Below are 13,792 nucleotides of genomic sequence, written 5' to 3'. Positions count from 1 at the left end.
CGTTGACCGCCGTGGGCCAGGCCTCCGGGAGCACGGCGCGGACGACCGAGCCGTCGCTGCGGTGCAGCCCGACGATGGGGTGGCTCCCCTCGAGCGAGGCCAATCGCTCCCCTGGCCGTACAGCCGGATGCTGACCGATCCGTCGTCACCGATCCCGACGCGCCGTCCCTCACAGTGACCTCCAACGGATCTCCTTCCTCCAGGTCGAACACTATCGAGGAAGCGGTCAGGCAGACACGCATGACTGAGCCCGCACCCGTAGCCGGAACGTCATCGCCGGCCACTCCACTGGCAGCCTCGGGTCGAAGAAGATGTCACCTCCGTGGTCGCGCATCCCGGCGAATCCGTGGATCAGTGCCGTCCACACGCCGGCGGCGGAGGCGACGTGCACCCCGTCGCGGGCGTTGCTGTGGAGGTCGGCAAGGTCGACGAACAGGCCTCCGAGGAAGTACTGCATCGCCATGTCCTGGTATCCGACCTCGGCGGCGATCACCGATTGGACGGCCCCGACAGCGTCGAGTCGCCGGTGGTGATGGGTCGTAGTACTCGAAATCGGCCCGCTTCTCCTCATCGGTGAACTCGTGGCCCTGCAGGAGTAGCGCCAGGACAACGTCGGCCTGCTTCAACACCTGGAAGCGGTAGATCACGAGCGGGTGGAAGTGCAGCAGGAGGGGCCGCTGATCATCGGGCGTGTTCTCGAGATCCCAGAGTTCCGAGGCGAGGAACGTGTCGTTCTGGGATGGATGCCGAACGTCTCGTCAAACGAGATCATCATCTTCGCGGCGCACTCCTCCCAGTCTCCGACCTCGTCGCCGCCGAGGTCGAGCGACCGGGCAACCCGCTCGTATGCCTCTGGGTCCACTTCCCGCATCTCCCGCACCAACTGGGCCGCGGCCCGCAGGTTCGCCCGGGCCATCACGTTGGTGTAGAGGTTGTTGTTGACCACCGCGGTGTACTCGTCGGGCCGGTCACGCCGTGGATGTGGAACTGCGGCCCGTCGGCGCCCTGACGCCAGAACCCGAGGTCGGCCCACATCCTGGCCGTCTCGATCAGGACGGCGGCGCCGTCGCGGTACATGAACCCACGGTCGCCGGTGGCGGATCGGTACCTGGTGAAGGCGTAGGCCACGTCGGCGTCGATGTGGTACTGCGCCGTGCCCGCCGCGTAGTAGGCCGACGCCTCCTCCCCGTTGATCGTCCGCCACGGGTACAGGGCTCCCCGCTGCGACATGACGGTTGCCCGGAGCCGCGCCTGCGGCAACAGGTTCACCCGGAAGCGCAGCGCGTTGCGGGCGAGCCACGGCGACGTGTAGGAGAGGAAGGGCACCAGGTAGATCTCGGTGTCCCAGAAGTAGTGGCCCTCGTAGCCGGAGCCCGTGACGCCCTTGGCCGGGATCCCGAGCTGGTCGCTACGGGCCGCCGCCTGGGCCACCTGGAACAGGCACCACCGCACCGCCTGCTGGATGGCCGGCTGCCCTCGATGACCACGTCGCTCGCCGCCCAGTAGCCGTCCAGCCAGGCCCGCTGACCCGCACGGTAATGGTCGAACCCCTCGCCCCGGACCCGGTCGAGCGTGCGCTCGCACCGGTCGGAGAGCTCACCGACGGAGATGCCACGGGACGAGTGGTAGGCGACGGCCTTGCGCACCACGAACGGCACGCCCCGGCGCGCCGCCACGCTGTAGACCTGGGTGGCCTGGTCGGGCCGGTGCTCACCTCGACGGCGAACGCGTTCTCGGTCTCGATGACATGATCGGCGGCGACCGCGAGCGTCATCTTCGACCGCGAGGTCTCGAAGCCGAGCAGCATCCTGGTGTCGTCGTGCCGGTCGATGGCCGGCTGCAGCACGCGGTCGGCCGGCGGCGCGGCCCGACGCGGGTCGAAGCCGGGAGATCCTGCCTCGGCGCGCGCGGCGGGGCCGTCCTCCCGGTTGACGATCTGCGACGAGACGACGACCGGGGCGTCGCCGTCCAGCATCGTCACCTCGAGTTCCAGCAGGGCGAGGTGCCGGTCGGTGAACGACGTCATCCGCGAGCTGCGCACGCGTACCCGCTTTCCGCCCGGCGTGCGCCACACGATGGTGCGCCGCAGCTCACCGGTGCGGAAGTCGAGCGTGCGTTGGTAGGAGTCGAGGTCGGCCACAGGGAGGGTCAGAGGCTCATCGTCGACGTAGAGCTGCATGACCTTGGCGTCTGGCACGTTGACGATGGTCTGCCCGGTCCGCGCGTACCCGAAGGCCTCCTCCGCGTGCTTGATGGGCCATGTCTCGTGGAAGCCGTTGATGAACGTGCCGTTCAGGTACGTGGGGCGCCCCTCCTCCGGGTTGCCGCGCATCCCCAGATACCCGTTGCCGACCGCGAAGATGGATTCGGTGGCGCCGACGTCAGCGTCGTCCCACTCGAGCTCCGTGAGTTCCCACGGCCGCGCCGGGAACCGTGACCGGTTCAGTGGGTCGGCCGTGACGTCGCGGATCACCCGTCCACCAGCTCCCCGAGGTCGGCCACCACCAGGTCGGCTCCCGCCGCCCTCAGCGCGTCGGGCCCGGCGCCGCGGTCGACACCGACCACGAGCGCGAAACCTCCCGCTGCGCCCGCCTCGACCCCGGGACGGAGTCCTCGACGACGATGGCACCGCGGGCGACGATGCCGAGCAGCTCCGCGGCGTAGAGGAAGGCGTCGGGCGCCGGCTTGCCCGGAAGGTGGGCGGCCGCCATGTCGTCGCCGTCAACCACGACGTCGAACAGGCTGGCGAGCCCGCTGGCCAGCAGCACGTGCCGCGCATTGCGTGACGACGACACGACACCCAGCAGGACCCCGTCGCCGGCCAGGCCACGCACGAGCGCGGCGGTGCCGGGATAGGGCTCGATCCCCTCACGGGAGAGGGACTCCCGGAAGAGCCGGTTCTTCTCCTCATCGATGGAGGCGACGCTGAGTTCGCCGTCCCCTGCGTGCTCGGGGGCCCGGATGCCACGTGCCGCGAGCAGGTCGCGGATGCCCTCGGCGCGCTGCCTTCCGTCGAGGTAGGCATAGTAGTCATCGTCTCCATAGGGGCGTTGGCCGGGTATCCCGGCCAGCAGCGGCGCGAAGACATGGGCCCAGGCACGCTTGTGCACCTCGGCCGTGGGCGTGATCACCCCATCGAGATCGAACAGGACGGCATGGTAGCGACTCCACTCCATCCCCCAGCCTATTACCGTCGGGGCGCGGATTTCCGGCGTTGGCACCGAGGGCACCAGTACAGGTTGCGTCCCTCGAGGGTCGCCGAGCGGATGGGCGTGCCGCACACCAGGCAGGGCAGGCCGGCCCGGCGGTACACGTAGACCTCGCCGCCGTGCCGGTCGACGCGCGGCGGGCGCCCCTGGGCCTCCGGCCCGTGCTCCTCGAGGACCGTGTCGATCCGGCCGTTGTCGACGGCGTAGTGCATGAGGCCGACGAGGTCGTCCCAGACGATCCGCCACGTGCGGGCATCAATGTCGCGGCCGGGAGTGGTCGGGTTGAGCCGGTGCCGGTAGAGCACCTCGGCGCGGAAGATGTTGCCGACGCCGGCAGCCACCTTCTGGTCCATCAGCAGGGCCGCGATCGACTTCCCGAGCGCTTGACCCGGGCGTAGCCGCGGTCGGGATCGGCGTCATCGCGCAGCGGGTCGGGCCGCTGGCGTCGATGACGGCGCGCTTCTCGTCGGGGTCAGGATGCGGCACCACTGCGGCCCTCGGAGGTCGGCGGCGGTGACGCCGTCGGTGATACGCATCCGCACCTGGCCCACGGCTCGGCGTACTCCTGGAACATGAACTTGCCGATCAGCCCGAGGTGGATGTGGACGCTCTGGTCGCCCGCGAAATCGACGAAGAGGTGCTTGCCGACGGAGTCGCCACCCTCGAGCACCGTGCCGTCGAGGCTCGAGGCGTCGAACCTGCCCTGCGGCGAGGAGACGGCGACGGCTCGGCCGCCGAAGGTCTCGGTGAGCGCGGTGGCGAGGCGGTGTGTGACGTGTCCCTCTGGCATCCTGCCAATCTAGCCCGCGTCCCGGGCCGTCCCGAAAAAATCGGCCCCTCCCGGAACGCCGGGACAGTGGCCACTATTTCCAGCAGGACCGATCAGAAGCGGCCACTGGCCGATTTTTGGCGGCGGCTCCCTCCTCCGGAAGGCCGGGACAGTGGCCACTATTTCCAGCAGGACCGATCAGAAGCGGCCACTGGCCGATTTTTGACGGCGGCCCCTCCCCGGAAGGCCGGGACAGTGGCCACTATTTCCAGCAGGACCGATCAGAAGCGGCCACTGGCCGTTTTTTTTGACGGCGGCCCCTCCCCGGAGCGGCGCGGGGGCGCGTGGCTACGATTACGGCATGACGGAACAGCAGCCGAGGGAGTTCGGGCGCGACGGGATCTCGGGTCTCGTCGACAAGGACCGCGCGCTTCGCGCCAGGCTGCTGCCCCGCCGCGATCAGTCCGTCGAGCGGCCCAACGCCACGCCGATCACCACGGGGACGACCATCCCGACGGCGACCCACATGGGCCAGAAGTAGAGGAGCGACCCGGCGGACAGGCTGGCCAGCAGCCAGATCAGCACGTTGAGGCCCACCACGGTGCCCGCGATCAGATACAGGATCCGTGACGCGAGCATCCGCCCGTGCCCGACACCCCGCACGGTCGTGGTCGGCACCGTCATCAGGTCACCCACCAGCGGCATGATCTCCCGACCGTCTTGATCTCCATCGCCCGGTCGAGCCGCTCGTTGTACTCGATGTTGTCGAGCTTCCCGTAGGCGTAGGCGTCGGCGAGCAGGTCCGCCAGCACGTCACGGTCGGCGTGGCCGACCCTGATCTCGGCGTTGCGTGGCCGTCGCGGGTCCGCGACGAACCTCTCCCAGGCGGGCTCGGACGACTGCGGCACGGGCAGAGGGACGGTCATCGGTCCTCCAGAACCTCGGCGGCCGCACGGCCGCCGTTCTCATACTCGGCGATCATGGCGATCCGACGCGCGTGTCGCTCCCCGTTGGAGAACGGGGTGTCGAGGAACGCACGCACGATGGCGTGGCCTTCCTCGAGCGACTGCATCCGGCCACCGAGCGCCACGACGTTGGCGTCGTTGTGTTCCCGGGCGAGCCGGGCGGTGTCGACGTTGTAGGCGAGCGCAGCGCGCACGCCGGGCACCTTGTTGGCCGCGATCTGCTCGCCGTTGCCGGAGCCGCCCAGCACGATCCCCAGCGACCCCGGGTCGGCAACCACCGCCTCGGCGCACGCGATCATCAGCGGCGGATAGTCGTCGGCAGGATCGAGGGTGCCAGCGCCGTGGTCGACGACGTCGAAGCCGTCGGCCTGCAGCTCGACGACCAGGTGCTGCTTCAACTCGAAGGCGGCATGGTCGGTCGCGATGTGGACTCGCATGGTCATCAGTGTCCCAGCCCGTCCGGGCCCCCGTCGAGCAGGGCACGGAAGCCCGCCTCGTCGAGGATCCGCAGCCCGAGCGACTCGGCCTTGTCGGCCTTCGACCCGGCATTGGCGCCCACCACCACGAAGTCGGTGTTCCTGCTGACGGAGCCCGCAGCCTTCCCGCCTCGCGAGAGGATCGCCTCCTTGGCACCGTCACGGCTGAACCCCTCGAGCGATCCGGTCACCACGACGGTCAGCCCCTCGAGGGTGCGCGGGAGCGACTCGTCCAGTTCGTCGGCCATCCGGACCCCGGCCGCGGCCCACTTGTCGACGATCGCGACGTGCCAGTCGACGGCGAACCAGGAGCGCACCGACTCGGCGATCACCGGGCCGACCCCGTCGACGCCCGCGAGTTCGTCGAGCTCCGCCGCACGGATAGCGTCGAGCGAGCCGAAGTGCGCCGCGAGCGAGCGCGCGGCGGTGGGGCCGACGTGCCTGATCGACAGCGCCACCAGCACCCGCCACAGCGGCTGCTCCTTGACCGACTCGAGGTTGGCGAGCAGCTTCTGCCCACCGTCGACAGCACCCGGGCTTCGCGCACGACGACGTCGGCGGCGGCGAGTTCCGCGGGCTTGGCGGCGCGGGTGTAGAAGTCGGTCTGCAGCAGGTCGTCGGCGGTCAGCGTGAAGAGGTCGCCCTCGTCGGTGAGGCGTTCCGATTCGAGCAGAGCGGCGGCCCCCTCCCAGCCGAGCGCCTCGATGTCGAGGGCGCCCGCGAGGCCAGTCCGAAGAGCCGCTCCCTCAGCTGGCTCGGGCAGGAGCGCGAGTTGGGGCAGCGGATGTCCTTGTCACCCTCCTTCTCCGGGCGCAGTTCGGTGCCGCAGGAGGGGCAGTGCGTCGGCATCACGAAGGCCCGCTCGGTGCCGTCGCGGAGGGCGACGACGGGGGCGACGATCTCCGGGATCACGTCGCCGGCCTTGCGAAGCACGACGGTGTCACCGATCAGGACGCCCTTGCGCTCCACCTCGAATGCGTTGTGGAGCGTGGCCATCTCGACTGTCGAGCCACTCACGAACACGGGTTCCATCACGCCGAAAGGCGTGACGCGGCCGGTGCGGCCGACGTTGACCTGAATGTCGATCAGCTTCGTGTTGACCTCCTCGGGGGGTACTTGAAGGCGATGGCCCACCGCGGGGCGCGTGAGGTCGCTCCCAGGCGGTTCTGGGCCGCCAGGTCGTCGACCTTGATGACGATGCCGTCGATCTCGTGGCTGAGGTCGTGGCGGTGCTCGCCGTGGTGGGCCACGAAGTCCAGCACATCGGCGGCGCTGCGCAGCACGCGGAACGTCTCGGCGACGGGAGGCCCCAGGCCCGCATCCTCTCGTAGGCACCCGACTGGCTGTCGAAGTGCTCCCCGTCGATCTCGCCGATGCCGTGCACCAGCATCCGCAGCGGGCGGCCTGCCGTCACGGCCGGGTTCTTCTGCCGCAGCGACCCTGCCGCGGCGTTGCGGGGGTTCGCGAACGGGGCCCTGCCCGCCTCGACGAGCGACGCGTTGAGCTCCTCGAACCCCGCGACGGGGAAGAAGACCTCGCCGCGTACCTCGAGCACCGCAGGCACTTCGCCCTTCAGCCGGTGCGGGATGCCCTGGACGGTGGCGACGTTGGGTGTCACGTCCTCCCCACCCGGCCGTCGCCGCGCGTCGCGGCGACACTCAACCGGCCGTTCAGGTAGACGAGGTCGACGGCCAGCCCGTCGATCTTCAGCTCGCAGAGGTACTCCTCCGCCGGGGTCCGGGCGAGCCAGCCCTCCAGTTCCTCCTCACTGAACACGTTGTCGAGGGAGAGCATCCTGCGCAGATGCGTGACGGGCTGGAACTCGGTGATCCGCGCCGTGCCGATCCGCTGGGTGGCCGAGTCGGGGCTCACCAGCGACGGATGCGCATCCTCGAGAGCCTGGAGGTCACGCATCGCCTCGTCGTAGGCGGCATCCGACAGCGTCGGCGAGTCAGCACCGTAGTAGGACTCCTGCGCCATGGTGAGGAGGGCGTTCAACTCGGTCCAGCGGCGGCGGAGCCCGGGGAGGTGACTCCGGACTCAGCGTCGACGTGTTCACTCATGCGTCCCATCGTTCCACAGGTGTCAGATCGGCCACCCGCCCGTCGAAATCCAACCGATCGGGCGCGCTTCGTAGAACAATGACCCGGTAGAGCGCCCGCAGTCAGCCACGACAGGGGCCGATCCAAGGAGACACGTCGCATGGCCACGGCCAACATCACACGCGCTGAAGCAGCGGCCCGCTCGCGGGTAATCTCGACCGAGGCCTACGTGGTCACCGTCGACCTGACCGGGCGGGAGGTGCAGGAGCCGGAGCGCCAGTTCCTGTCCGACACCACGCTTCGCTTCACGTCCACCGGGGGTCCACCCACCTCGACCTGATCGCCGACGAGGTCCGGGCCGCCACCCTCGACGGCGAGGCCTTCGACACCTCTTCCTTCGACGGGTACCGGCTGCCGCTCCCCGAGCTGTCCGAGGGCGGGCACGAGATCCGCATCGTCGCCGTGTGCCGGTACTCCAACTCCGGTGAGGGCCTCCACCGCTTCGTCGACCCGGTCGACCAGCGCGTGTATCTCTACACGCAGTTCGAGACGGCCGACGCGCGGCGCATGTTCGCCAACGCCGAGCAGCCCGATCAGAAGGCCACCTTCCAGCTCACGGTGCTCGCGCCGTCGCAGTGGGTCGTGTTCACGAACGCGGCGAGCATCCAGCCCACCGACATCGGCGACGGCTTCGGCCGCTTCGAGCACGCCACCACGAAGAAGATGTCGACCTACATCACGGCGCTGGTGGCGGGCGAGTTCCACGTGGAGCGCTCCACCATCGCGTCGACCTCCGGTGACGTGCCCGCCTCCGTGGCCTGCCGGCAGTCGCTGGCGCAGCACCTGGACGCCGAGCGCATCTTCGCCACCACGCAGTACGGCTTCGAGGTGTTCGAGGGTACCTTCGGCGTGCCCTACGCCTTCGGCACCTACGACCAGATCTTCGTGCCCGAGTTCAACGCAGGCGCCATGGAGAACGCGGGCTGCGTCACGTTCCGCGACGAGTACCTGTTCCGTTCCCGCGTGACGTCACGCGAGATGGATGCCCGCGACAACACGATCCTGCACGAGCTGGCCCACATGTGGTTCGGCGACCTCGTCACGATGCGCTGGTGGGACGACCTGTGGCTGAACGAGTCGTTCGCAGAGTGGGCCTCGCACTACGCCAACGACGTCATCGCGGAGCGGTACTCCACCGGAGCAAACCCGTGGGCGTCGTTCAGCAACGAGCGCAAGGCGTGGGCCTACCTGCAGGACCAGCTGTCCACGACCCACCCGATCGCGGCAGACATGTCCGATCTGGAGAAGGTGGAGCAGAACTTCGACGGCATCACCTACGCCAAGGGCGCCTCGGTGCTGAAGCTGCTGGTGTCCGTGGTCGGCGAGAAGGCCTTCGCCGAGGGCGTCCACGAGTACTTCGTGAAGCATTCCTACGGCAACACCACCCTGGGCGACCTGCTCGTCGAACTGGAGGCAGCCTCCGGGCGCGACCTCTCCTGGTACACCAGCCAGTGGCTCGAGACCGCCGGCGTGAACACGCTCACCGCCGACTTCGACATCGACGACGAGGGCCGGTTCACCCGCTTCGACGTGGTCCAGGGCGCCACCGACGAGTACCCGACGCTGCGCACCCACCCGCTCGGCATCGGCCTGTACGCGCTCGACGCGGATGGGAAGCTGAACCGCACCAGCTACGTCGAGGTCGACGTCATGGGTGAACGCACCGCCGTGGCCGCCCTGGTCGGCGTCGCGAAGGGCGACCTCGTGCTGCTCAACGACGGCGACCGCACCTACGCCAAGATCCGCCTCGACGACGAGTCCACCCGCACCCTGGTGGACCACTTCGGTGGCCTCACGGACCCGCTGGCGCGGGCCGTGGCATGGACGTCGTTCTGGGAGGCCACCCGCGACGGCGAACTCGCCGCGCAGGACTACGTCTCCCTCGTGCTGGCCGGGCTGCCGACCGAGGAGGACATGGCCGCCGTCTCCACCCTGCTCGGGCAGGCGGGCAGCGCCGCGCTGTCGTTCACCGCACCCGAACTGCGTGACGACCTCAACGCCAAGCTCGTCACGGGGCTCGCGAAGCTCCTGAAGGCGGCCGAACCGGGCTCCGACAAGCAGGTGCTGCTCGCACGCGCGCTCATCGCGTCGGTGCGCTCCGGCGGCGTCGACCTGCTCACGGGCTGGCTGAACGACGAGGAGGTGCCTGCGGGTCTCGCCATCGACACCGGCATGCGCTGGTCGATCACGAGCGCGCTGGCGAAGCTGGGCGCGATCGGCCACGACGAGATCGGCGCCGAACTCGACCGCGACAACACCTCCGCGGGGGCCGAGTCGGCAGCTGGCGCCGCGGCCGCGCTGCCCGACGCCGACTCGAAGGCGCAGGCCTGGACGCTGGCGACCGCCGACCCCGACGTACCGAACGAGACGCACCGCGCGATCTGCATGGGCTTCTGGCGCTACGGCCAGGATGAGGTGCTTGAGCCGTACCCGGCCGCCTACCTCGACCTGCTCGGCCGGATCTCCCGCCGCGAGGGCATCTGGGAGGCCAAGGGCTACGCGGCGATCGGCACGGCGCTGCGGTGGCTGTTCCCGCAGCCGCTGGTGTCCGACTCCCTCGTGGCCACGGTGGAGGCGTGGCTGGGCGACAACGAGCCGAGCGAGCAGGTCCGCCGCGCCGTCAACGAACGCCTCGACGAGGCCCGCCGCGCGCTGCGGGCGCAGGAGCGGAGCCGTCAGGCCTGACCCGCGCGAGCCAGGGGCGGCACCGGATCAACCGGTGCCGCCCCGTTCCACCCACCGGTGGCAGCCGGTCAGTGGCCTGCTCCGGTCGGTCACGCTGGAACCATCGGCCACCGGCCGCCGATCACCGCATCCCGCGGCGTTGCAGCAGGCCCGAGACCAGCGCCAGCCCGAGGCCCAGGGCGGCGAGCGAGGCTCCCAACCAGGCGGGTGCGGTGAGCCCGAACCCGGCCGCGATGACGGCGCCAGCCAGCGCGGCACCCATCGAGTTTCCGATGTTGAGCGACGCGTGGTTCAGCGCCGAGGCGAGCGTCTGGGCGTCGCCCGAGACGTCGAGCAACCGCGTCTGGATCGCGGGCATCATCACCGACGACAGCGTCGCCATCGCGAACAGGAAGATCAGCAGCACCACAGGCTGCCGGGAGAACGCCCCGAGCACCAGCAGCGCCGCGATGAACCACGGGTAGACGCCCACCAGCGTGCGCAGCGCCCGCGGTCGGCCAGGCGCCCGCCGAGCAGGGTGCCGATGGTCATGCCGACGCCGATCACGACGAGCGTGACAGGCACGAAGGAGGGGGAAGCCCCGCCAGATCGGTGACCATTGGCGAGACGTAGGAGTAGACGGCGAAGAAGCCGCCGAACCCGATGGATCCGATCGCCAGCGTCAACCACACCTGGGGCCGCCGGAAGACCCGCAGTTCGGCGCGCATGCTCGCGTTCGGGTTGCCCGGCTGCCACGGTACGAAGAACCAGATGGCCACCGACGCGGCGGCGAAGATCAGCGCCACCCCAGGTAGGCGGCCCGCCATCCGAAGTTCTGGCCCACCAGGGTGAACAGCGGAACCCCTATCACGTTGGCCACCGTGAGGCCGGACAGCACGAACGCGATGCCCTTGCCGCGGCTGCCGGGGCCCATCAGTTCGGCCGCGATCAGGGACGCGAAGCCGAAGTAGGCCCCGTGCGCCAGCGCGGCGACGAACCGGGCCGCCACCAGCCACGGGAAGGTCTGGGCCGAGATGGCGAGCAGCGTGCCGATGGTGAACGAGACGCAGAAGGCGGTGACGGCCACCTTGCGCGGAAGCCGGACCGTGGCGATGGCCACGGTGAAGGCGCCGAACACGACGCCTGCCGCGTAGGCGGAGATGATGAGGCTGCCGCGTGCGAGCGCCGCTTCCTGATCGGAGGCCCAGAGTTCCGGAAGCAGCGACTGCACGGTCTCGGGAAGCAACCCCATCGCGACGAACTCCGTCGAGCCGATGCCGAACCCGCCGAGCGCCAGTGACAGCAGGGCGGCACGGCGGCGCCGCGGACTCAGTTCGGTCATGTGGCTCAGCACCCCTAATCATCGGACGTCCAACGCTCGGCGCTGAGCGGTCACGAATCTACCGCCTCCGGACGGGGCACCGGAAAGATGTCCGGGCATGGGAAAGTGGGGTGGGCCCGGAGGCCCACCCACTCTTCGCGTCAGTTGGTCAGCGCTCGGGGGCGACCAGTTCCCTGGTGGGGCCGCGGCCTTCCCACGATCACCGCGCGCGAGCTTGGGCGCGAAGGCGATCAGGGTGACGACCGCGCCGAGGGCGAACGGCCCGATGATCAGCAGGAGCCACATGTGCAGGTCGCTGAACGGCGCGGGCTCGGGCCAGCCCGGGAGGACCTCAAGGGGCAACAGGTTCATGGTCGCAGATCCTATCCGATCGGCCCCCGGTGGCGTCCGGTTCCCGCGGACCGGTATGCGGCCCGCTCGGGACCGTCGAGAAGAGCGGCAACAGCACCGCGTCGACGATGCCCACGAGGTCGTCGTCCGGGATGCCACCGGCCCGGAACAGGAACAGGTTGCGCACGAGCGCGCCGCCCACATCGAGTCGCTCCCCGACCACGGCGCCGTCCCGGATCTCGCCCTGGCCACGGCCCTGCCCAGCACCTCGGCCATCAGTTGGGCGTTGCGCCCCAGTGAACCGGCCCGCAGCCCGCCACCCGTCCGGCGTCGGGCAACGCCTCCGCGAGCAGCCCACGCAGCGCCTCACCCGCCGGGCCGGCCAGCGTCGTGGCGGTGCCGCGCAGCATGGCCAGGAGGTCACCGCGGAGGGTTCCCGTGTCGGGAAGGTCGCCCGGGGATGGCACGAGCCGGTAGACGGCCTCCTGCACCAACTCGGCGCGGGAGGTCCACCTCCGGTAGATCGAGGCCTTTCCGGTGCCCGCCCTCCTCGCGACGGCGTCCATCGTGAGTGCCGCGTACCCGCTCTCCCGCAACTCGTCGACCGTGGCCGTCAGGATGGCGGTGACGAGGGCGTCGCCGCGGCGCCGCGGCCCGCTGCGGTGGTCACGCCCCATGCCCGTCCATCCCCTCGGCCGACACGACCGTGCCGTGTGTCCCATCGACTCTCACCCGTTGCCCGTCCGCAATCACGGACGTGCCGCGGCCCGTTCCCATCACTGCCGGCAGGCCGTACTCGCGCGCCACGATCGCCGCATGTGAGGCGGTGGACCCGCTGTCGACCACGACCGCGGCGGCCCGCTGGAACAGCGGCGTCCAGGACGGGTTGGTGTATGGACACACGAGCACCTCGCCCGCCCCGAGCCGCCCGAAGTCGTCGGCGCCGAGCACGATGCGGGCCACGCCCGTCACGGTCCCTGCCCCGCGGGGTGCCCACCACGAGGGCATCGCCCCGGGCGGGGCGGGGAAGTAGCGGGATGCGTCGAACAGGGGGACCCCCTCGAGTTCCGAGCGCAGCGCCGCCCGCCGCACCACCGCGTCGCGGAGCACCCCGAGCCGGGCGGCCGGGATGGCAGCAGGCCCGGGGAGCGCCGCGACCTCGGCCCACCGTAGGTGGAACACCTCAGCGGGGTCGTTGAGCAGGCCGACGGCCGTGAGCCGGCGACCGATCTCGAGGAGCGACCTCCGCAACACCGGAAGCGCGGCAGTGAAGTAGAAGTGCGTGTCCTCCCGGAAGGCGACACCCGCCTGCGCGGCGGCGACGAACCCCTCGAAGCGGCGTCGCAGCCCCCGTAGGCACGCAGCAGTGGGTGCGCCAGCAGCGAGGCCGACGCCGCCGCCGAACGTGACCGGCGCGCCCCTCCCCGGGCTGGTCCAAGGCGGCCGCACGGACCATCGCGAGCACCGTGTCCGGGATTCGGCGAGGGTGGGCGGGCTGACCAGCAGCGGCGAGACGGTCTCGCGCCTCCCGAACTCGGTGATGAAAGCCCCGAGCGCCGCGGCAAAGCGGGGGAAGCGCGCGGCGAGCTCGTCCCCGGGATGCCCGTGCTCGATCAGCCCGAGGAGGGTGGGGTCGGCACGGGCCTGGTCACCCAGCGCCGCGAGCGCGTCGTTGGCGTCCTCGGTGCGGGTGCGCGCGCCACCCAGCAGGTCGGCGATCAGCGCCCGGCGGCGGAGCACCGTCGTGACGGCGACCAACCGGGCGATCGCGAGACCGGCGCCGGGCAGGTAGTCGATCCGCAGATCGCGGCACGGGATCAGCGTCTCCAGCGCCCGTTCGGGCACCCCGACGAGGTCGCGCCAGGGCAGGGCCGCGAGGTCGAGGGCCTCGAGGGCCGCCACCTCGTCCAGGAAGGCCGTCTGGCGCGGGTCGCC

9 protein-coding genes and 5 pseudogenes are annotated in these 13,792 nt (G+C 70.4%); 1 reads left to right on the top strand and 13 read right to left on the bottom strand.

The features are described 5' to 3' along the window. Positions 1 to 25: 25 nt before the first annotated feature. The 7 genes and pseudogenes from G7085_RS19005 to ligA form a co-directional block, all read right to left on the bottom strand. Positions 26 to 2,470: pseudogene (locus G7085_RS19005) on the bottom strand (glycoside hydrolase family 65 protein); the annotation flags it as partial. Then, positions 2,470 to 3,176: pseudogene (locus G7085_RS19000) on the bottom strand (HAD family hydrolase). The pseudogenes G7085_RS19005 and G7085_RS19000, both read right to left, overlap by 1 nt. An 11-nt stretch (positions 3,177 to 3,187) precedes the next feature. Beyond that, a pseudogene (locus G7085_RS18995) lies at positions 3,188 to 3,999 on the bottom strand (Fpg/Nei family DNA glycosylase). A gap of 438 nt (positions 4,000 to 4,437) precedes the next feature. Then, on the bottom strand, positions 4,438 to 4,683 hold the full coding sequence (locus tag G7085_RS18990; RefSeq protein WP_231979713.1) for a hypothetical protein: 246 nt from the start codon (positions 4,681 to 4,683) through the stop codon (positions 4,438 to 4,440). Next, positions 4,662 to 4,904 carry a DUF1707 SHOCT-like domain-containing protein gene (locus G7085_RS18985; RefSeq protein WP_197512094.1) on the bottom strand — a complete coding sequence of 81 codons (243 nt, stop codon included), beginning with the start codon at positions 4,902 to 4,904 and terminating at the stop codon, positions 4,662 to 4,664. The genes G7085_RS18990 and G7085_RS18985 overlap by 22 nt, the downstream gene beginning before the upstream one ends. Then, positions 4,901 to 5,380 (bottom strand): ribose-5-phosphate isomerase, encoded by a 480-nt coding sequence (locus G7085_RS18980; protein ID WP_197512093.1) that lies wholly within the window; start codon positions 5,378 to 5,380, stop codon positions 4,901 to 4,903. Before G7085_RS18980 ends, G7085_RS18985 begins: the two co-directional genes overlap by 4 nt. 5 nt (positions 5,381 to 5,385) lie before the next feature. Next, positions 5,386 to 7,399, bottom strand: a pseudogene (gene ligA, locus G7085_RS27790) (NAD-dependent DNA ligase LigA). 222 nt (positions 7,400 to 7,621) lie between these two features. Between ligA and pepN the strand changes: the two are divergent. Then, positions 7,622 to 10,206, top strand: a pseudogene (gene pepN, locus G7085_RS18955) (aminopeptidase N). Between the two features lie 121 nt (positions 10,207 to 10,327). Here pepN and G7085_RS18950 read toward each other — a convergent pair. From G7085_RS18950 to G7085_RS33235, 6 genes are all read right to left on the bottom strand, one after another. Further along, positions 10,328 to 10,678, bottom strand: coding sequence for a hypothetical protein (locus tag G7085_RS18950; RefSeq protein ID WP_197512092.1), 351 nt, complete (start codon positions 10,676 to 10,678; stop codon positions 10,328 to 10,330). A 70-nt stretch (positions 10,679 to 10,748) separates the two neighbouring features. Continuing rightward, positions 10,749 to 10,991 (bottom strand): MFS transporter, encoded by a 243-nt coding sequence (locus G7085_RS18945; protein WP_197512091.1) that lies wholly within the window; start codon positions 10,989 to 10,991, stop codon positions 10,749 to 10,751. After that, complete coding sequence (locus G7085_RS18940) at positions 10,982 to 11,539, bottom strand: MFS transporter (protein ID WP_197512090.1); 558 nt, start codon at positions 11,537 to 11,539, stop codon at positions 10,982 to 10,984. Before G7085_RS18940 ends, G7085_RS18945 begins: the two co-directional genes overlap by 10 nt. Positions 11,540 to 11,858: 319 nt before the next feature. After that, complete coding sequence (locus tag G7085_RS18935) at positions 11,859 to 12,059, bottom strand: hypothetical protein (protein ID WP_197512089.1); 201 nt, start codon at positions 12,057 to 12,059, stop codon at positions 11,859 to 11,861. A 73-nt stretch (positions 12,060 to 12,132) separates the two neighbouring features. Then, a complete protein-coding gene (locus tag G7085_RS18930) occupies positions 12,133 to 12,534 on the bottom strand; it encodes a TetR/AcrR family transcriptional regulator (protein ID WP_197512088.1) in 402 nt (133 codons plus the stop codon). Next, entirely contained in the window at positions 12,524 to 13,759 is a 1,236-nt protein-coding gene (locus tag G7085_RS33235) for a PEP-utilizing enzyme (RefSeq protein WP_197512087.1), read from the bottom strand. The genes G7085_RS18930 and G7085_RS33235 overlap by 11 nt, the downstream gene beginning before the upstream one ends. Between the last annotated feature and the right edge of the window lie 33 nt (positions 13,760 to 13,792).

The organism is Tessaracoccus coleopterorum, from assembly GCF_011174705.1.
GTDB lineage: Bacteria > Actinomycetota > Actinomycetes > Propionibacteriales > Propionibacteriaceae > Arachnia > Arachnia coleopterorum.
The sequence above is the reverse complement of the archived record's forward strand: the minus strand, read 5'-3'. Positions and strand labels throughout refer to the sequence as shown.